The organism is Ruegeria atlantica, assembly GCF_013032455.1.
Taxonomy (GTDB): Bacteria; Pseudomonadota; Alphaproteobacteria; order Rhodobacterales; family Rhodobacteraceae; genus Ruegeria; species Ruegeria atlantica_B.
In genome coordinates this window covers 96299-116278 of sequence record NZ_WQCF01000009.1, presented here as the reverse complement: position 1 = coordinate 116278, position 19980 = coordinate 96299, and the positions used below count along the sequence as shown (strand labels likewise).

17 protein-coding genes and 2 pseudogenes are annotated in these 19980 nt (G+C 55.6%); 15 read left to right on the top strand and 4 right to left on the bottom strand.

The window, feature by feature from the left end; genetic code table 11:
- Positions 1 to 2: 2 nt before the first annotated feature.
- Complete coding sequence (locus GOW93_RS15910) at positions 3 to 1058, bottom strand: tyrosine-type recombinase/integrase (RefSeq protein ID WP_170386437.1); 1056 nt, start codon at positions 1056 to 1058, stop codon at positions 3 to 5.
- Between the two features lie 273 nt (positions 1059 to 1331).
- Complete coding sequence (locus GOW93_RS15905; protein WP_170386435.1) at positions 1332 to 2120, bottom strand: Crp/Fnr family transcriptional regulator; 789 nt, start codon at positions 2118 to 2120, stop codon at positions 1332 to 1334.
- A 173-nt stretch (positions 2121 to 2293) separates the two neighbouring features.
- Between GOW93_RS15905 and GOW93_RS15900 the strand changes: the two genes are divergently transcribed.
- On the top strand, positions 2294 to 3415 hold the full coding sequence (locus GOW93_RS15900; RefSeq protein ID WP_170386432.1) for a linear amide C-N hydrolase: 1122 nt from the start codon (positions 2294 to 2296) through the stop codon (positions 3413 to 3415).
- A 327-nt stretch (positions 3416 to 3742) separates the two neighbouring features.
- Positions 3743 to 4888, top strand: coding sequence for a serine hydrolase domain-containing protein (locus GOW93_RS15895; RefSeq protein ID WP_170386429.1), 1146 nt, complete (start codon positions 3743 to 3745; stop codon positions 4886 to 4888).
- A gap of 224 nt (positions 4889 to 5112) precedes the next feature.
- On the opposite strand, the pseudogene GOW93_RS15890 reads toward GOW93_RS15895, so the two are convergent.
- Both GOW93_RS15890 and GOW93_RS15885 read right to left on the bottom strand, forming a co-directional pair.
- Positions 5113 to 5619 (bottom strand): annotated as a pseudogene (locus GOW93_RS15890) (ATP-binding cassette domain-containing protein); the annotation flags it as partial.
- 275 nt (positions 5620 to 5894) lie between these two features.
- Positions 5895 to 6164: pseudogene (locus tag GOW93_RS15885) on the bottom strand (DDE-type integrase/transposase/recombinase); the annotation flags it as partial.
- Positions 6165 to 6343: 179 nt separating this feature from the next.
- Here GOW93_RS15885 and GOW93_RS15880 point away from each other — a divergent pair.
- The 13 genes from GOW93_RS15880 to GOW93_RS15820 all read left to right on the top strand — a co-directional run bounded on the left by GOW93_RS15880 (position 6344) and on the right by GOW93_RS15820 (position 19974).
- Positions 6344 to 7339 (top strand): substrate-binding domain-containing protein, encoded by a 996-nt coding sequence (locus GOW93_RS15880; protein WP_170386419.1) that lies wholly within the window; start codon positions 6344 to 6346, stop codon positions 7337 to 7339.
- A 68-nt stretch (positions 7340 to 7407) separates the two neighbouring features.
- Positions 7408 to 8910: a sugar ABC transporter ATP-binding protein gene (locus GOW93_RS15875; RefSeq protein WP_170386417.1), complete on the top strand. Its 1503-nt coding sequence runs from the start codon at positions 7408 to 7410 to the stop codon at positions 8908 to 8910.
- A gap of 11 nt (positions 8911 to 8921) precedes the next feature.
- Positions 8922 to 9899, top strand: a complete 978-nt coding sequence (locus tag GOW93_RS15870; protein ID WP_170386414.1) for an ABC transporter permease — start codon at positions 8922 to 8924, stop codon at positions 9897 to 9899.
- Positions 9899 to 10924 (top strand): ABC transporter permease, encoded by a 1026-nt coding sequence (locus tag GOW93_RS15865; RefSeq protein ID WP_170386411.1) that lies wholly within the window; start codon positions 9899 to 9901, stop codon positions 10922 to 10924. The genes GOW93_RS15870 and GOW93_RS15865 overlap by 1 nt, the downstream gene beginning before the upstream one ends.
- A gap of 117 nt (positions 10925 to 11041) precedes the next feature.
- Positions 11042 to 11680 carry a bifunctional 4-hydroxy-2-oxoglutarate aldolase/2-dehydro-3-deoxy-phosphogluconate aldolase gene (locus tag GOW93_RS15860; protein WP_217354804.1) on the top strand — a complete coding sequence of 213 codons (639 nt, stop codon included), beginning with the start codon at positions 11042 to 11044 and terminating at the stop codon, positions 11678 to 11680.
- Between the two features lie 34 nt (positions 11681 to 11714).
- Positions 11715 to 12551: an SDR family oxidoreductase gene (locus tag GOW93_RS15855; RefSeq protein WP_170386406.1), complete on the top strand. Its 837-nt coding sequence runs from the start codon at positions 11715 to 11717 to the stop codon at positions 12549 to 12551.
- 4 nt (positions 12552 to 12555) lie between these two features.
- Positions 12556 to 13611 (top strand): zinc-dependent dehydrogenase, encoded by a 1056-nt coding sequence (locus GOW93_RS15850; protein ID WP_170386402.1) that lies wholly within the window; start codon positions 12556 to 12558, stop codon positions 13609 to 13611.
- Positions 13608 to 14663, top strand: a complete 1056-nt coding sequence (locus GOW93_RS15845) for a galactitol-1-phosphate 5-dehydrogenase (protein ID WP_217354803.1) — start codon at positions 13608 to 13610, stop codon at positions 14661 to 14663. The genes GOW93_RS15850 and GOW93_RS15845 overlap by 4 nt, the downstream gene beginning before the upstream one ends.
- 23 nt (positions 14664 to 14686) lie before the next feature.
- A complete protein-coding gene (gene glpK / locus GOW93_RS15840) occupies positions 14687 to 16189 on the top strand; it encodes a glycerol kinase GlpK (RefSeq protein WP_170386400.1) in 1503 nt (500 codons plus the stop codon).
- 8 nt (positions 16190 to 16197) lie between these two features.
- A complete protein-coding gene (locus tag GOW93_RS15835; RefSeq protein ID WP_170386397.1) occupies positions 16198 to 17148 on the top strand; it encodes a shikimate dehydrogenase family protein in 951 nt (316 codons plus the stop codon).
- 12 nt (positions 17149 to 17160) lie between these two features.
- Positions 17161 to 17736 (top strand): glucose-6-phosphate isomerase, encoded by a 576-nt coding sequence (locus tag GOW93_RS15830; RefSeq protein WP_170386394.1) that lies wholly within the window; start codon positions 17161 to 17163, stop codon positions 17734 to 17736.
- A 16-nt stretch (positions 17737 to 17752) separates the two neighbouring features.
- Positions 17753 to 18673, top strand: coding sequence for a phosphoglycerate dehydrogenase (locus tag GOW93_RS15825; protein ID WP_170386390.1), 921 nt, complete (start codon positions 17753 to 17755; stop codon positions 18671 to 18673).
- A complete protein-coding gene (locus tag GOW93_RS15820) occupies positions 18670 to 19974 on the top strand; it encodes an MBL fold metallo-hydrolase (RefSeq protein WP_170386387.1) in 1305 nt (434 codons plus the stop codon). Before GOW93_RS15825 ends, GOW93_RS15820 begins: the two co-directional genes overlap by 4 nt.
- Positions 19975 to 19980 lie beyond the last annotated feature (6 nt).

Sequence of the window (19980 nt, the reverse complement as noted above, 5' to 3'; positions counted from 1 at the left end):
TTTCACCCCAACAGATGCGTTGCCGGGTTTTCGGCGATGTCGACGTCATCGTAATATTTCTGCGCCTGCGCGAGGGAGCGGTGCAGCGACAGGCGCATGGCGGCCTGGATCGGCGCACCGTCCAACGCGGCCTGGGTCAGGAAGCCGGAGCGCAAACCGTGCGGCGAGGCAAATCCCTCGGGTAGCCCGGCAAGCTTCAGCCGGTGTTTTACGATCTGATAGATCGCATCCGGAGAGAGGTGGCGGGCCAATACCCGATCCGCCTTGGAGATTGGCCGGAACAGCGGGCCTTTGCTGATTTCGCCAACATCAATCCAATGCACCAAAGCCTGGGCTGCGCGGCCCTTCAGTACCAGCCGCGGGGTCTCGCCCTTCTGGGTAGTCTTGGTCTCCAGCAGCGAGAGCCAGACCAGACCTTCTTTTTCGAACGTTTCCAGGCTGACATCCTCGCGCATCAGCCCGGTGATCTCTGACCGCCGTCGACCGCCTGAGGCCCAACCCAGCATCAGCAAAGCCCGGTCGCGGCAATCCCGGCGCGAGCCGCGGCAGGTGGCCAGCAGCTGCTCGAGAATATCGCGGGTGATCGGATGGGCGGATTTAGGGGCCGGGGGCCGGGCTGCGGCGCGGCGGGCCTTGGCGCGGGCCTGTTTCACCTGCGGCGCATCAAACGGGCTGGCGAGGTTCTTCATCCGGTGGAAGGCCAGCCAGGAGGCGATGCGCCGGTCCAGCGTGGAGGGGGCAGGGCAGGCGAGGGACTTGCGCAGCCCCTGGGCAATCAGCGTTTCTGCGGTTTCACGCGCTACATCCGTTTTTGGCGCATCATTCAGATCGCGGGCGTGATCGAGAATGAAGGCAAGGGCGGTGGCCTCGAATTCCGGCCAGTCCGGCGCTGCATTGAGCCGGGCTGCTTTCCATGCGGTGATGTAGAGCAGGTCGCGCTCGTAGGCCCTCAGCGTATTGGCAGGGGTGCCGCGGATATAGAGATCGGTGAGCGCCTCCTGATCGGCGGCGGAGAGGGCCGGGGAGGGCGCGGGAAGATAAGGGGCAGGGGGCTTCATGCGACCCATTCTGCGCTGCTTTTGCGCCTAAATCAATCATACCTGATAAGGGATACTTATCAGATATAATTGGCTTTTGACGAAATAAGAAAAGGTAACACTCAAAAAGAGTGAATTTTGCGCGTAATTCGGAAGGAGCGCTCAAGTAATTTGGAAATTCTCTGAGTTGGCTGCCTAAGTTCGCTGCAGCCACTAGGCCGATTGGATGTATCGCAAACTTTTGGAACGGACTGCGTCAGCTATCTACTGCACACATCCGTCTTGTATATCGGGTCATGAGCAAAACGCTTCCAGCGCCGCGGGCTCCAGTATCCTGATCCTCTTGTAAGCGACATCAATCCACCCTTTTGATGCAAATTGCTTGAGAGTTCGATTGACCACGTCTCGCGCGGCATTGGCCAATTCACCGATCTGTTCCTGTGTTAACCCCGAAATGACAGCGGTGCCTTTTTGCCCGGCGTCATGTGTTGAACCGATGCGCAGCAGCGTCGAGGCAATGCGCTGTTGGACATTGGGTATCAGAAGATCGGAGACGGTCGCGATAGCAATGTCCATGCCGTGGGACGCGACCTTGGTCAGAGCCCGGTGATATCTCGGATCGGACGCAGCTATTTGGTCCAGCGCGACCAGCGGGACATGGAACGCAATTGAGGGTTCAACCGCCACGAATGTCAGGTTCCGATGGCGCCGGCTAAGCGAGGCATCATATCCGAACCACACGCCGCTTCGGCATACGTGGGCTAGCCTGTCTTCGCCACTGCGTCGTGGAACCTTGATTCCAAAAGCGCCTCCTGCAACTCCAAAGATGCCGCCGCGAAAGTCGCCGACGTCGAAGACTCGGCGACCGACTGCAAAAGTCCGAAGCGTGGCCTTCTCCAGTATGACGGCCTGGAACGCCTTGTCTTGTTCGGCAAGCCACCCGCAACTGAGAACCGCGCTCTTCGCCGAAGTAATATCCAATTGTTGCCTGGCCGAATCCTCCTGATCACGGCTTTTGTCCGCCGAGAGAACGTTTCCATGCCTGCCTTTGGCAGGATCAATGAAGTTTTTACCTTGGCCCATGCCGACTTTGTCGTGATTGCTACAGATCAGCACTGAATATCAGATACAATCGATATGAAACACCACTTAGTTTTGATGCAAACTGCCAATCGGAAGTAGGTTCTTGCAATTGACGCACGATTATCATCGAGCAACTCCAGAATATTGAAAGACGCCACGACAGGAGATCATTTATGAACATCATCCCGTTGACAAAATCGCTTGCCCGGACGGTCGTTGCCTTGATCGCAACTACTTCAGTGGCATGGGCTTGCACCGGCATCATGCTGACCGGTTCGGACGGAAGTATCATTCGCGCGAGGACCGCCGAATGGGGGCCTTTCGATCTCGAAACCAAGATCAACATCATCCCGAGGGGCTATTCGTACAGTGCCGGCGAAATGCCGGACGGAAAACTGGGAGCGACATGGACCGGAAAATACGGCATGGTCGGCATCAGCATGTTGGACCACGGCGCGCCCGCTGACGGGATCAATGAGGCAGGGCTGACTGCCGGGCTGTTCTACCTGCCGGGCTTCACCGAATATCAGGCGTACGTGCCTGAACTTGCGGACAACACGATCCCCGGTGATTTGCTGGCAAGTTATGTCCTGTCGAATTTCGAAACAGTTGAGGAAGCGAAAGATGGGCTCGAGAATATTCGTGTCGTGGGCGTGGTAGATGAGACGCTTGGTTTCCCATTTCCATTTCACATGCTGGTGGCGGACCGCTCAGGTGGACGGATCGTCATCGAATATATCGATGGCGAGTTGACTGTTTTCGATGCCCCGCTTGGCGTAATCACCAATTCGCCGAACTATGATTGGCACATGACCAACCTCAACAATTACGTCAACCTGACTGCTATCGGCGTGCCGCAGGTCGAAGCCAGCGGCGTCACTTTTGCTCCGCTTGGCGCAGGCAGCGGCATGATCGGCCTGCCTGGTGATTTCACACCCCCGTCACGCTTTGTGCGTGCCGTTGCTTTCTCGCAAACCGCTCGTGAAACCCAGGGCGGCTACGATACCGTTCGGGAAGCTTTCCGGATACTCGACAATTTCAACATCCCGGCCGATGCCGCTGAGGGAGCACAGGACGACGTCCAATCGGAAGATCTGCTCTACAGTGCAACGCAGGTCACCACCGCCAGCGACTCTCAGAACCTCACATATTATTATCACACCATGTACGACCGGACCGTGCACAAGGTCGATCTCAGCAAAATCGAATTTGGTGCCATGGGCGATGAGATGGTGGTCTTCCCGACAAGCGGTGATCGCGAACCCACAATTGTCGACATGACACCGAGCAACTGACCAATTTGTTGGCAGGGTTTTTCGAACAGAACGAGCCCTTGAACCCCGGTCATTTCCAAACATTCTTGTCGATGCGACTTGGCAATCGCATTCCGGTGCATTTCTAAACAGTAAGGTGATATCTAAATGCAGGCCCGTCTTGGCAAACCAAACAGTCACACCCCAACCTCAAACTTCCGGCCATCCCTGCGGGCGATAGTACTAGCAGGCGCTTCGGCTTTCCTGCCGCATATTACAATCGCTGAAAATAAGCTGGCCGTTGACACACCGCTTGGGGAAATTCGCGGTAACCATGATTTTTTCGGCGAGGAGGAAAACCGGGTTCAGATGTTGGCGGCAAGCCCGCGCACGCAATGGGCATGGCAAAACATGTCGCGCTTTTTCCCGACGGCGCAGGTCCTTCGCGACGGTCCGATCAGCGAGTTGCAGGAGAAAATAGACCCCTCGATCGGAGATATCGAGTTTACGCGTGAAGACGGTTCGACCGCCACCGTAAACGAACAGTTCGACAAGTACCCAATGGACGGGCTGATCGTTGTCAAAGATGGTGAGATCTTGTTTGAGCGTTACAAAACAATGCGCCCATTCGACAAGCACAACTGGTATTCCTCCGGAAAGATACTCGGAAGCACTCTGCTCGCTTTGCTGGAAGAAGAGGGAAAAGTCGATATATCGCAACCTGTCAGTGCCTATATCCCTGAACTTGAAGGTTCCGTGTGGGACACAGTACCGGTCGAACACGCTCTCGACATGGCGACGGGTCTCGATTCAACCGAACTTGACGAACCGGCCGGCGACTCGCGCAGTAACCCCGAACAAGGATGGTACCGTTGGACATCTGCCATGGGCTTGCTCGACAATCCACTTGGCGTCGAGGAGACGCCCTTAGAGGTGCTAGCTGGCATGCAGCGCCGTGGCCCGGGCTATGAAGTTTTCGAATACAACTCAATCAACACTTTCGTCGTTGACCTCATTGTTGAGAACGTCTCCGGCAAACCATTGCCCGAATTCCTCAGCGAACGGATTTGGCGGAAGGCCGGAATGGAGCATGATGCCTTCGTTGCGGTCAGCGATGGCGGACTGCCGGCAAGTTTCGGAGTAATGAATTCGACGCTGAGGGACATGGCCCGATTTGGCATGCTGTTCACGCCGAGCTGGAGCGAGATTTCCGAAGAGCAGATCATATCAGACGCCATCATCAGCAACATTCAAACCGGTGGAGATTCGGCGATTTATCATCGCGGATATCTCGGTGAGTTGAACGCCCGCAAGGGCTTCCCGGATGACCGGAACATTTCGAACCGCTATCAGTGGGATGCCGTCTTTGAGGATGGCGATTTCTGGAAGAAAGGCGTGGGTGCACAGGGGCTTTACATTTCCCCGTCACGGAATCTTGTGATCGCTTATTTCTCGACAGGTAGCGGCGACGATCAGGAAGAAACTATGGCAAGGGCAATAGCGAAGCTTTTCTGAACCCGCATTGAGCGTGGTCGAGTTAACACAGAGCGTGTCTGAAGGGTCAATTCATGCCCGGAATCCGCACGTTTCAGCAGTTCGCCCAACCGGTAGTACTATCGGCACACTAACTTCAACGATGCTGCCGTCAAATAAACAGAGTACAAACAAACCGCTGTGTATCTGCGGCCTATTCCTGGACAAATCCGTTGATGAAGGCGTTATCACTCAGGTGGACACAATCACCTAAAAAGAGTCTTGGCGGCTGGTTCATGAGGAATCCTTCCATGCTCCATCATTACTATGCGATCCGCGAAGCGTCGTGCAAAACACATCTCGTGAGAGACAATTATTATCGTCACTCCTTCTTCCACGAGCTCAAACATAACATCCTTCAAAACACGTGACGCTACTGAATCCAGCGCTGACGTGGGTTCGTTAAATAACATTACGCGGGGGCGTATACACAACGAGCGACAAATTACGGTGCGCTGCTGCTGGCCGCCGGAAAGTGCAGCGGAATATTTGTAAGCCTGTTCTGCGATCCCAAGGCGCACCAGTTCCACCATTGCGCGTTCTTTTACAACTTTTTGGCTTAAACCGAGTACTTTCGTTGGCTCGAGACAACAATTCTCAATAATTGACAGATGTGGGAAATGGTTAAACGCTTGAAACACCATCCTGACGTGCCGCTGGAGGTCATGTGCAGATCCGTCGCGTTCTGACAACCTTATGTTCCCGATCCGGACTTCTCCGTCCTCGTGGGGCTACAAACCGTTCAAAGTTTGCAGAGGTGTTGAATTTCCGGATACCGAAGGGCCACACAACACAAGCTTTTCTCCTTCAAACACGTCCAAATTAGCAGATCGCAATGGGTGATAGTCGCCAAACCACTTGTTTATGTTGCGCATTCGAGTGAGGATTTGTCGCAAACTTTTGGAACGGCAAAAGTCACCGTCTTACCGGGCGCACTTATCCGACGATCTCGGTATACAGCCGAACACCAGACGTCGTGGTGCTAGGAAATTCCCGCTGCGTTGGCATCGCTCTTATCGATCACGGTATTGCTTGGAGTGCCGTTTGACCACAGCTCTTTGGCAAAGAATCTATTCGCTGCAGGGCCGTTTCGTCGTTCAGAAAGCATAAAATCAAGTGTGTTTCCTGCCTTGTCGACCGCTCGGTAGCGATACATCCACTTGCCGCGAACCTGTATTTTAGTCTCACCCGTACGCCAGGAATTCCGAGTCGGGCGTTTCTTCGATTGCGCTCGAGTAGCGACCGTCGGCGCATATTTGACGCCATGGCTGCGGTCGGCCACTGACATCGGCTAATGCAGTCCGTGGCTCATCCGCAGATCAATGCCACAAAGCGAGCCTTGCAATTTCATAAGATTCTACAGATTTATCTTGCAATAAAATTTCATGCGATGCTAATAAGGAATCGTGAAAATAATTTCTTCGAAGGGAGGAGTCCATGAAACTTTCGACTTTGCTCAAGGCTGCCGTGATCGGAGGAACGGCCATTGTCGCGGCAAGTTCCGCGTCTGCGGAAGATCGCGTCTACTACTATGCATCCCAGCTTCTGGGTCACCCTTACCTGCTCGATAACCATCTTGGCATGCGCTATGCGGCTGATAAGTTCGGTGTAGAGATCCGCACCACTGGCCCCCAGGGTTGGGATCCTGCAGGTCATGCCGAAGCAGTCGAGCAAGCGATCGCCAAAGAACCTGATGGGATCATCACATCGCTTTGGGAGCCAGGTGCGGTTCCTGCAATCAAACGAGCGATGGACCAAGGCATTCCCGTCGTTGTTATCGAAGCGACCGTCGACGACCACGGCGCAATGACCTTTATTGGTTTGGACAACTATCAATCCGGCGTGGAACAAGCCAAAGAGTTGATCCGTCTCGCTGGAACCGAAGGTGCTTATGTTGCAAGTGGGAACTGGGGCGCGTCCAACACTGACGCAAAGATCACGGGCTTTACCGATTACGTCACCGCCAATTCCAATTGGCAGGAAGCCGGGCGCGTTGACGACAAAGCCAATACGGCAGATGCTATTGAAGCTGGTAAGGCGATCTTCAACACCTATGAGGACATCGACGCCATCGTTGGCTTCGACGCTTCATCGGGCACCGGAATATGTCTGGCAGCAGAGGAACTTGGCCTTGATATCGCTGACCTCGCGGTGGTGGTCAACGATCGGGAAGCTCCGGTTCTTGAGTGTATCGCGGATGGTGTGATCGATAGCTCGATCATTAACAAGACTGCATTGGAAAGCTTCATGGCGATCCAAATCCTCGAAGCTTTCAACGATGCGAATGTTGGTTTGGCTGGTGTACCGATCTCTGCAGACAATACAGCGTCCGGCATCACCTCGGCACCCGAGGTCATCTATATGGGTGCCCAGGTCATCAATGCAGAAAACGTTGAGTCGTTCATGCATGAGAACATCCCCCAGTACGACTGAGGAGAACAAGTCCTGCGCGCAGGAAGTTGCCAGCGCGTGGGACCAAGCCCTGCTTCGCGGAGGAAAAGATGCCAGATCTTGTCGAACTCAGGCATGTGTCCAAGTCCTACGGGCCGGTTCAGGCGCTGAAGGATGTGAGTTTCTCCATACGCGCCGGTGAAGTCCACGCGCTCCTTGGCGAGAACGGGGCGGGCAAAAGCACGACAATGCGTGTGGTGCGAGGTGAGACCGCCCCTTCGAAGGGCGAGGTGGTTGTGGCCGGTCAAACGCTGACGCGGTTCTCTCCAGCCGTTTCTGATGATCTCGGTATCGCGATGGTTCACCAGGAACTGGCGATCTTTAATGGCTTGACCGTCGCCGAGAACCTCGCCCCCGACTTGCCTACACGCAACCGGGCCGGTTTTGTAAACCGAAAGGCACTGAATGAATTTGCAACTGCCAAGCTCAATCTTTTCAATTTAATTATTGCGCCGGATCAGCTGATGTCCTCACTGACAACCGGGCAGAAGCAGATTGTAGAGATCCTCCGGACCATTTCTGAGAGCCGCCGCCTGATCATTCTTGATGAGCCAACGTCCAGCCTGAATGCGCAGGAAACGGAAACTTTGTTAGATCTCATCAAGTCACTGCGGGCGGAAGGTAAAAGTGTTTTGTTTGTCTCGCACCGGATCCCGGAAGTCCTCGAGATCAGTGATCGGATAACCGTGCTGCGAGACGGAGAGTACATTGAGACGCTGGAGAATGCGGGTCTGACCGAGGCAGACTTGGTGCAACGCATGGTTGGGCGTGACATGGGCGAGCTGCATAGGCGCCGAGCGTCAAGCGGCGCAAACCGGGACATCGTCGCCTTTGGCGCCAAAGGGGTGTCAGGTGTTGGCGGCCTCAACGACGTGACTCTAGATTTGTACCAGGGCGAGGTCTTGGGGGTTTTCGGTCTGGAAGGTTCGGGGGCGAGTGAGCTTTCCCGCCTTCTCTTTGGGCTTGATGTTCCGGCCGCGGGAACCCTGCACGTGAAGGAAAACGTCGTTCCCAACCCTACGCCGCTCAAGATGATCGACGCAGGGGTCACCTACTTATCGCCAGACCGCTCTGAATCCGGGTTGTTTAAATACCGGGCATTGACGGACAACATTACCGCGCCTGTCCTGTCTCGGCTCAGCCGTATGGGGTTGATCCGGCGTACGAAGGTGCAAGATACGTCCCGGGCGTATTCGGACCGATTTGAGATCAAGGCGGGCGGGTTGGCCAGCACGCCCGCATCGCTTAGTGGCGGCAATCAGCAGAAAGTGATGATGGCCGCTTGTCTGACGCCAGATCCAGATGTGGTGATCGTCAATGAACCAACCAGAGGCGTAGACGTTGGTGCCAAGGCCGAGATGCACCGCAAGTTGATTGAGTTGGCCGAAAACGGCACCAGCGTGATGGTGTTTTCCTCCGAACTTCCAGAACTCGTGAGCCTCTGCGACCGCGTGATCGTCATGCGGAGCAATCGCATAGTTGGCGAATTGATTGGCGATGAAATCACCGAAGATAGCGCGATGACACTGGCCGCTGGCAGCGCCGTTCACTGAAAGGAAGAGACATGGCTGCGACCGATCAATCGATGAGCGTACCTTTCAATCTCCGCGGATTTGCCGCCTCCGGCGGTATCCTCGTTGCAGCGGTGCTTTTGCTGTTTGTCTTCCTCGCGGTCACAAAGGCTCAGTTTTCTGCCTACAACAATCTCTACTCCCTTGCTTTCGCGCTTTCGATCGATGCGATTGCGATTTTTGGATTCACCTATGTGATGGTGCTCGGGGAGATCGATCTGTCAGTAGGTGCCGTCTACGCGCTGGCCGGAACACTGACAGGGTGGCTTCTCAAGGTGGGTGGGCTGGACCTTTATCCCGCGATCGTTCTGGCGCTATGCGTTGCAACCGCTGTCGGCTTTGCCAATGGTTTTCTGGTAACCCGGTTCAAAGTCAATTCGTTGATGTTAACAATCGGCACTTTGATCCTTGTTCAAGGGGTCGTCGGTGTCCTGGCCACTGATTTGGTTGGGGGCGTTTATCCGCGAGACTTCAGGCTTTTGGCAAAGACCCGTTGGTTCGGAATAAATGCAACAATCATTGTCGCGGGTTTTGCGCTTGCCGTCCTTGTGTTCCTGCAACTGCGCTCATCGCTGTTCCGCAAGATGTATCTGGTTGGAGAAAATTCAGAGACGGCGCGTATCTATGGCATCCGAACTGACGCATTCAAGCTTTGGGCATTTGTTGCGTCGGCCTTCTTCGCCGGGGTCGGAGGGGTCCTGACCGCATCTCGTTTAACCCATGCGAGTACCGATATGGGGGTTGGCCTGGAATTCACTTATGTCACGGCGGCCATCTTGGGGGGTGCAAGCCTATATGGAGGGCGTGGTGGTGTCGGAGGCTCGGTGCTTGGCTTGCTCTTTCTTGCGCTGATCCTGAATGGCCTCGTCATGTACAACGTTAACCCGCTTGCCCAACAGGTCGCCATTGGTGTGCTGCTGATTTGCGCAGTGTTGGTCGACATGATCATAAACAAGAAGGAGGGCGCGTGATGTCTGCTGAAGCAGTGGCGACACCCAAGACTGTTCCCGCACAATCAATAACTCTAAGCCGCTTGCTTGCACAGCCCGAGGTTACAGCCGGTATTGTGGTTGCAGTGCTTCTTCTGGTTTTGGTGTTTGGTAGTCCCTTTTTCCTGAACGCGAACAACCTCGCCTCCCTGCAAACCAGCATTGGACCAATGGTCCTTCTGGCAATTGGCATGACAGTGCTTTTTGTGACCGGCACATTCGACCTGTCGATCGGGGCCACAATGGCTTTGGCCGGTCTCGTGGCGACATGGCTTCTTTCTGCGGGTCTGCCTTGGCAAGTGGCCATGATCGGCGGTGTCGGTGTTGGAGCAATTGTCGGAGTATTCAACGGCGTGTTGGTGTCTTATGTCGGGTTGAACCCTTTGATTGTGACCCTTGGGGCGCTGTATGTACTGCGTGGTTTGGTTGACCTGATGATCGGAGGCGGTCGTCCACAGCCTTGGATGTATGTGTCAGGTCCCGAAGTTGATCCGGGCTATTATGCGTTTGGATCGCTGCATATCGGACCGCTTCACATTATTCTCCTTCTGGCGATTGTCTTGGCGCTTGGCGCAGATGTCATATTGCGCCGCCATCCGATTGGGCGCCTCCTCTATCTTGCTGGTGACAATCCGGATGCGGCGCGGTCGTTGGGTATACCGGTGCGTCGACTTCAGTTGGCAGGTTTCGTTTTGTGCGGTGTTTTGGCCGCGATAGCCGGTATGTTCATCGCCGCGCGAACCGGTTTGGCCAGTCGTCATATTGGCTCTGGCGTGGAGTTGCAGATCATCATTGCCTGTCTCGTAGGCGGAGCCAGCATCGCCGGAGGGCGCGGCTCGGTGCTTGGGTCTGTTTTGGGTGTGCTGTTCATCACGCTGGTCAATAACGCATTCAACCTATTTGAGGTTGCTGCGGAATGGCAAAAGGTTGTCGTTGGCTCAGTTCTGATTTCTGTTGTTGTGTCCGATGGTTGGCGTTCTCTACGCCGAGCACGGCGGGGGAAGTAAATTTCGAGGTCGGCACAAGGTAGGAAAATAATTTCTACAATTTTATTGCAGAAAAAAATTTTGCGCGATAAGCTGACTGTGAAAAGAATCACGTTTCATTCGATGGAGACAAGAACGGTGACAGAGCAAGACATCATCCAGCGTATCAACGCTGCACGGCTTTTGCCTGTGGTAGTCCTGGAGAGAGCTGAAGATGCCGTGCCGCTGGCGAAGGCTCTGCTTGCGGGTGGGTTGGACGTCGCAGAAGTCACTTTTCGAACAGCAGCGGCTAAGGATTCCATACACGCCATCGCACAAGCCGTCCCGGAGATCCTTTTGGGGGCAGGCACGGTCACGAACGTAGATCAGTTGGATGCCGCCGCCGAGGCGGGCGCAACTTTCATCGTGACCCCAGGGTTCAACCCTGACGTTGTCCGCCACGCGCAATCCAAGGGAATTCCGATTGTTCCGGGGATCAACAATCCAACCGGTGTCGAGCAGGCAATGTCGCACGGGTTGAAAGTTGTCAAATTCTTCCCCGCCGGACCAACGGGCGGAGTTCCATTCCTCAAAGCGTTGACGGGGCCCTATGGCGACATGCGGTTCGTTCCCACCGGGGGCGTCAACGCGGGGAATGTGTCGGACTACCTCGGGATATCGCAAGTGGTTGCTTGCGGTGGATCCTGGATGGTCGACCCCAAGCTGATCGCCGCCGGGAAATTTGACGAAATCAGAAATTTGACGGCCGCAGCCTTAAGCGCTGCTCGTGCTGCGTGAACAGAGTTCAAGTTCTTCAAGAAAAGGAAACATCATGTCGATAAATGGAAATGGCAGACGCGCTCCAATGACGCTTGAGGGCAAGGTCAGCATCATCACCGGCGCGGCTTCGGGGATCGGAGAAGAAGTGGCCCGCGTCTATGCTGACGCCGGATGCAAAATTGCGATGGTGGATTTTGATAAGGAACGTCTTGATCGCGTCGCTAAGGAAATCGCAGCCGAAGGCGGGGATGTTCTGCCAATCTACGCTGATGTCACAGAAGAAGAGACGGTCCGCGCGTTTTTCAAACAGGTGCATGAAAAGTGGGGCAAGATCGATGTCCTGGTCAATTCGGCCGGGCGCGACAGCCTGGCGCCTCCGCTGAACGAAGTGACGCTGGAGGAATGGAACAAGACCATCGGGCCAAACCTGACGGCCGTGTTCCTCTGCTGCCGCGAGGCTTTCATCTACATGGAACCGCAGGGCGGCGGACGCATCATTAACATGGGATCGTCTTCAACCCGAGTTGCATCGGGACCCGGCCACAGCCCTTACCGAGCTTCCAAGCACGGTATGATAGGTTTCTCGAAGAACATCCTGTTGGATGGTGAGAAGAAGAATATCGGTGTCACGGTACTGAACCCGAGCCATGTGAAAACTCCGATGACCGAGATCATCGACAAGGGTCTCTATGACGGTGACTTGAAGGCCTACACAGACGGTTGGCTGGACGAGAAAGAGCTGAAGGAAGGCATCCATGCCTCGTGCATCGACGTGGAAAACGTAGGCTGGTTGGCACTCTACGTTGCGACACGTACACCCGACGTCACGATCCCGACAATCTCGCTCTATCCCACGCACAAGGTGCACCGCTACGGGATGGAGGTCTGAACAAGTGAAGGCGGCTGTTTTCAAAGGGGTCGGCACGGTCACGCTCGATGAGCGCGAGATGCCTGCAATCAGCACTGAGGAAGTGTTGGTCAAGGTGCATGCCGCATCGATTTGCGGCACCGATCTGAAGATTGTGCGCGGTGGCCATTTCCGGGTCGGCCCTGATGAAACACGCGTTCTGGGTCACGAGCTTGCGGGGGACATCGTGGCGGTTGGCGATCATGTTGCCCATTGGAAGGTTGGTCAGCGTGTCTCGGTTGTTCCCAATATCGGCTGCGGGCGTTGCGACATGTGCCGCAAAGGGCTGAACAATATGTGCCCGAAATACGATGCCTTTGGTATCAACATCGACGGCGGTTTTCAGCAATACATGATTGTGACGCCGGCCGCGCTTTACGGTGGCAACCTCTTCGAAATTCCTCGCAGTCTTGACTATGAAGCTGCCGCCTTGGTCGAGCCGCTGTCATGTTGTTTCAATGCCTGGAAAGATCTGCACGTCACACCTGAAGATCGCGTGCTGATCCTGGGCACCGGGCCGATCGCCGCGCTCTTTTTGCAACTGGCAAAATCCTACGGTGCCCGGCAAGTCATTGTCGTGGGGCGTCGCGACAGCCGGTTGCAGGAAATCGCGGGGCAGGGGGCCACGGATACCGTGAACTCTTCCGATGTTGATGTACATGATGAGGTGATGCGTGTAACCGGCGGGCACGGTGTTGATGTGGCGCTGACCTGCGCGCCCGCGCCAGAGCTTCAGGACCTCGCCCTGGGATTGCTGGCCCGATACGGGCGGATGAACTTCTTCTCTGGGCTGACCAAAGGCAGCACAGTCGAACTGGATACCAACAAGGTGCACTATTGGGGGCTGACCCTTCTGGGCAGCACCGGGTCCAGCGTCGAGGACTACGCGCGGTCGATGAAGCTGGTCGAAAGCGGCCAGATCGGCGTGACATCCATCGTGTCCCATCGTTTCGGCATGGATGACGCGGTCGCTGGTTTCGATCACGCACTGACCGGCAAGGGCATGAAAACACTCATTCTTCCTCAAGAGGCAAGCGCATGATGAAAGCTGCAGTTCTCCACGCCCCCGCTGACCTTCGGGTTGAAGACGTTCCGGTTCCCAAGGACTTGAGAGACAACGAGGTACTCGTCAAGGTGGCTGCCTGTGGCATCTGCGGTTCAGATATCGGTCGCGTTATGGTCACGGGGACATATAGTTTCCCAACGATACCAGGGCACGAATTCGCAGGGGTCGTGGAAGAGATCGGTGCCGAGGTCTCGCATCTGAAGCCCGGGGACAAAGTTGCCGTTGCACCGTTGATGCCCTGCGGGACCTGTGATGACTGCGCGCGTGGGAACTACTCCTTGTGCGAGGATTACAACTTCCTGGGCTCTCGTACCGATGGCGCTTTTGCGCAATATCTTAAGGCCCCTGCACAAAATGTCCTACAGGTTCCGGACAATGTCAGCCTTGAGGTCGCTGCGACCATCGAACCGGCGGCCATTATCCTTCATGGTATCCATAAGGTGAACCTAAGCCTGGGCGATGCCGTGGTTGTCGTGGGATGCGGTGCGCTCGGGTATTTTGCCCTTCAGTTCGCCAAGCTGTCCGGCGCGCAGCCCCTGATTGCGGTGGATGTTGATGAGGAAAAGCTCGAACTGGCGCGACGCGTCGGAGCGGACGTCTGCATCAATCCTGCTCAGACTGATGCGCTTGCGGCAATCAAGCAGGCGACAAAGGGCCGGGGAGTTGCACTGGCGCTGGAAGCGGCCGGGAATGACGTAGGGCGAGACTTGTCTATCCTGTCCTGCGCGAAACAGGGCAAAGTCGTGCTCTATGGGACGGCCTATGGGGATGTAACTTTCTCCAAAGCGGCGTTCGACAAAGTTGTGCGCGAAGAGGTTGAAGTGATTGGCTCGTGGAATTCTTACTCTGTGCCGTTTCCGGGCAAAGAGTGGTTCGACATCATGGGTTTGCTTGAAGCTGGACGTCTGGATGTTGAGCCGCTGATCACGCATCGAGCTTCTCTGGATGAAGCGCCAGAGATCTTTCGCAAACTGAAAGATCGTAGCTTTGGGCCGTATCACAAGATTCTGTTCAAGCCGAACACTTGAAGGCAAGAGCGAGGGAGGGCGATATGACTGACAAGAAATATGTGCTGGCACTGGACGAAGGGACGTCAAGCGCCCGCGCCATTCTATTTGACAAAGCCGGGGAAATCGCGGCCATCGGTCAGCAGGAATTTCGTCAGATTTACCCTCAACCGGGTTGGGTTGAACATGATCCTCGCGAGATTTGGACAACGCAGCTGGCGGTCATTCAGGAAGCCATGAAGTCGGCTAATGCCAATCCAGCAGAGATTGCCTCCATTGGAATAACCAACCAACGCGAAACCGTGGTGATCTGGGACCGCAAAACCAGCCGTCCCATTTACAATGCCCTGGTTTGGCAGGATCGCCGCACGGCAGACGTGTGTGACGGGCTCAAGGCGCGGGGGCTTGAGGAAGCGATCCGTGAAAAGACCGGACTTGTTGTGGACGCCTATTTTTCAGGAACCAAAATTGCCTGGATCCTCGACAACGTGGAAGGCGCGCGGGAGCGGGCCGAACGGGGCGAATTGGCTGCAGGCACCATCGACAGTTGGTTGATCTGGAAGCTCACTGGTGGAGTGCATGTCACGGATGTCTCGAACGCGTCGCGGACTCAGCTGATGGATATCCGGACCTGTGAATGGGACGAGGAGCTGATGCGCGAATTGCGGGTGCCGCGCGCGATATTGCCGGATATAAAAGACAGCTCTGAAGTGTATGGAACCACACATCCGAATGTCTTTGACGGTGCGGAGATCCCGGTTGCCTCTGCCATCGGGGATCAACAAGGCGCGCTTTTTGGTCAGGCTTGTTTTGAGCCGGGCATGGTCAAGGCGACCTACGGCACCGGTGGTTCACTTATGATGAACGTTGGCGAAGAGGTGAAATACTCCGAGAACGGCCTGCTGACGACGGTTGCCTGTCGCGTGAATGGCAAAACTCAATACGCGGTCGAAGGTCTGCTCTTTACCGTCGGCTCGGTCATTCAATGGCTTCGCGACGAAATGAAAATCCTCCACAACGCCGCCGAGAGTGAAGTCTCGGCAAACAATGTTGAAGACACAAACGGAGTCTATGTCGTTCCGGCATTCACAGGCCTTTCGGCGCCGCATTGGGATCAATATGCGCGGGGCACGATTGTTGGCATCACTCGGGGGGCCAACCGCGATCACATCGTGCGAGCCTCGCTGGAAAGCATGGCCTACCAGATCCGGGATGTCATCACCTGTATGGAGAAGGACACCGGGATCACGCTTGCCGACCTCAAGGTCGACGGGGGCGCGGCCATGAATAATTTCGTCATGCAATTTCAGGCTGACATGCTGGATGTCTCAGTGCTCCGACCCAAGATCGTCGACACCACGGCACGCGGCGCTGCCTTCCTCGCGGGTCTTGCAGTCGGATTTTGGGAAACCACAGACGATCTACGCGCGACATTCACACTGGACAAGCAATTCGATCCACAGATGGACCGGACGCAAGCCGACAAGCTGTACGCGGGTTGGACCCGTGCCGTTGAGCGATCGCGCGACTGGGCCGAACACGAATAGGAAAAACAATGACCAACTACGCCGTTGCAACGCGCCGAACGATGTACTTCATAGGCGTGACCACGACCAAATCGTCCATCATGAAGGTGTTTCCTGCTTGGGCAGAGCATTTGAGGTTGAACGCCGAACTTAAGGGCATCGACTTTGCACCGAACTCGGACCGCGACGCTTATCGCGGTGCTGTTTCTTTTATCAAGTCGGATCCCTTGTCGTTTGGGGCGCTTGTGACGACCCATAAGGTCAATCTTCTGAAAGCCTCGCGCGATCTATTTGATGATCTCGATCCTTATGCACAGACATTACACGAGATTTCATCGATCTCGAAACGGGGTGACCGGCTGGCGGGCCATGCAAAGGATCCCATCAGTGCCGGAGCGGCGTATGAAGCGATTGTTGCAGACGGTCATTGGGTACAAACCGGTGGTGAAATGCTGATCCTTGGGTCTGGCGGTTCGTCATTGGCGCTGACGCTTTATCTACATAACAAAGCTGCAGAAGGCGGCGATGTGCCAGGTAAGATCATCGTCACCGCCCGGCGCGACGCCAGCCTCGACGAAATGCGCACCGTTCATGGTAATATCGGGTTCAGCCTTCCAATCGAATACCGGCTGGCTCCGACCCCATCAGAAGCCGATGTAGTTGTCTCGGAACTGCCGAAAGGCTCAATGGTGATCAACGCCACTGGGCTTGGCAAAGACGGCCCCGGGTCACCTGTCTCAGATGCGGTGAGCTACCCCGAGGACGCTCTGGTCTGGGAGTTTAACTACCGTGGCGATCTGGTCTTTCTCGATCAGGCAAACGCGCAGGCAGAGGCGAAAAACCTCACCGTGGTCGATGGCTGGGTCTATTTCATCCACGGCTGGACGCGCGTGATAGCCGAGGTTTTCGACATCGATATCCCCATGTCCGGACCGGCTTTTGACGAGCTGAGCCGGATCGCAAAAGAAGCGACTTCCTGAAAGGATTATTTCATGAACGACATGACACCCACATTGTTTGATTTCGACGTCGAGACTGGCGCGTCCAAAACCGCAGAGCCGATTGCACGCCCTTTGTCGACCCTCAAGGGCTACTTTGCTGACGAGGACGCCTTTAACGCAGCGGTCACGGAAGATGATGCCATGGTCTATGAGTATTTTGACATGGGCGTACCGGAGACCAGCGGCAATGTCGCCTATGGCACCACCCGTATCCGTCCGGGCAAAATCGGTGAGGAATACTACATGACCAAGGGTCACTTCCATACCGTGCTGGACACCGCCGAAGTATACTACTGCCTCTCCGGTAATGGTGGAATGATGATGGAGACACCCGAAGGCAAGGTCGAATGGCGTGAGATGAAGAAAGGCGATGCGGTTTACGTGCCGGGTCGCTGGGCGCATCGATCAATCAACATTTCTGACAGCGAGGACTTTGTGATGTTCTTCGCCTTCCCGGGGCACGCCGGTCACGACTATGGGACGATCGAAACCAAAGGCTTCCGTAAACTGCTGGTGGAACGCGATGGCAAACCCACGTTGATCGATAATCCGCGCTGGCAAGGGTAGCCTCCAAGGTACTCAGATGACATCTAAAATTGCAATCACACCGCGCTCGCTTTCGGGCGGGGGCCATCCCGCTTTGTCCATGCTGACTGATAAGGGGTATGAGCTTGTCTTTCCCGCACCGGGGCAGACACCTTCCGAGGATGCGCTGTTGTCTTCGGTGCCAGGTTGCGTCGGCTGGCTTGCCGGAGTGGAGCCGATCCCGGCGCTTGTGCTCGATCAGGCGGAGGGGTTGCGCGTGATCAGCCGCAACGGAGTTGGCGTGAACAATATCGACCTGGCCGCCGCCGAACGCCACGGCATTGCCATTGAACGCGCCGCAGGCACCAATGCGCGCGGCGTGGCGGAGCTTGCCATTGCGCTCATGTTGGCGGGGTTCCGTCATGTGCCCTGGTCCGACGCCATGCTGCATCAGGGCAGGTGGAAACGCCGCAAAGGGGTCGAAGCCGAAGGCCGCGTGCTGGGTATCATTGGCTGCGGTGCCATCGGCCAGACCGTGGCGCGCATTGCCATCGGATTGGGAATGAAGGTTCTGGGACATGATCCCTATCCTCCGAAAGGTTTTTCACCGGAAGGCTATCGGCAGGCATCTTTGGACGAGGTATTTGAAATGTCAGACGCCATAACTTTGCATTGCCCGCCTTCGGAAAATCCTTTGATCGATGCAAGTGTCATTGCACGTTTGAAGTCCGGCGTCCTGATCATCAATACCGCACGAGCTGAACTCCTTGACGACGAGGCGGTTCTGGCAGGATTGGAGAGCGAGAAAGTCTCATGTCTTGCGACGGATGTGTTCCGGGAAGAACCTCCAGAGCCGTCCAACCTTTTGTCGCACGACCGAGTGATCATGACTCCTCATGCGGGTGGGTTCACTGAGGAAAGCGTTACGCGCGCCACAGAAACCGCCGTGTACAATTTGCTGAAAGTTTTGGAGCAATGAGTATCACTAGCGATCCTTGGCCCTCTCCCGAAACGCTGGGCTGCCCAAGCTCGGGGGCAGCTGTCTGGTGGTTGGGGCAGGCGGGTTTCCTGATCGAAATGGGTGGGTTGCGGATCGTGATCGACGCTTATCTGTCGGATTCGCTGGCGGAAAAATACAAGGGTCAAAAGTTCCCACATATCCGAATGACCCAAGCTCCTGTTGGGCCCGGCGATTTGGAAGGCATTGATTGGTTACTTTGCACCCACGGGCACACCGATCATATGGACCCGGGCACTATTCCTCCGCTCCTTGCGGCAAACCCGGAGGCGAAGGTCGTGGTGCCCAGATCGGACGTAGCGCGCGCCAAGGAACGTGGAGTTTGGCAAGATCGTTTGGTTGCCGTCAATGACGGTGAGTGGCTGGACTTGGGCGGCGTGACGCTGTTTGCTACGCCAGCGGCTCATGAAACGTTGAGCCGCGACGGCCAGGGGAACGCGCAGTTTCTGGGCTACGCCCTGAGAGGTCCAGACGCGACGATCTGGCATTCCGGAGATACCATTCCTTTTCCAGGGCTGGTTGAATCGGTTGCTCCTCTCTTGGTTGATCTTGTCCTCTTACCTGTGAACGGCCGCGATAAAGTCCGCGCAAGCAATGGTGTGCCCGGAAACCTCACTTTGGAAGAGGCTGTTGCGTTGACCGAGGAGGTTGGGGCAGGGGCCATGCTGGGGCACCATTTAGATCTGTTCGACTTCAACACACTCGACCGAGACGTTGGACAAAAATGGCTGAGCAAAAACGCTGACTGTTCGCGTGTGCGTCTTGTGGAATTGGGGAAACGTTATGTTGTGAGGTCCAAGTCAGCCGGGACACCTCGAAAGATCCTGGCGATTTGCCGCGGCAACATTTGCAGGTCGCCGTTGGCAGAGGGCATTTTGGCAGATTTGTTGAAGCATCGTTCGGACTGGGTTGTGGACAGCGCGGCAATCAAGAATTGGAATGTGGGGTGTGCGCCAGACAAACGCTCGATCAATATCGCGAAAACTCATGGGTTGGACCTAACGAGGCAGCGCGCCCGGCAAATCACTTCTGCGGACTTTCGTGACTTCGACCTGATCCTGGCGATGGACGCGGACAATTGTACCGCGCTTGCCGAGATCGCACCTGTGGATGCAACGGCACGTGTTTTGAGACTTGGTGACTTGATCCGCCCAGGTCAACGCCACGATATTGCGGACCCATATGATTTTGGCGAGGCAGAGTTTGAAAAGTGTTTCGCAGAAATATCAACTGCTTGTGTTCAACTCGCAAAGAGAATTTGATTCTAT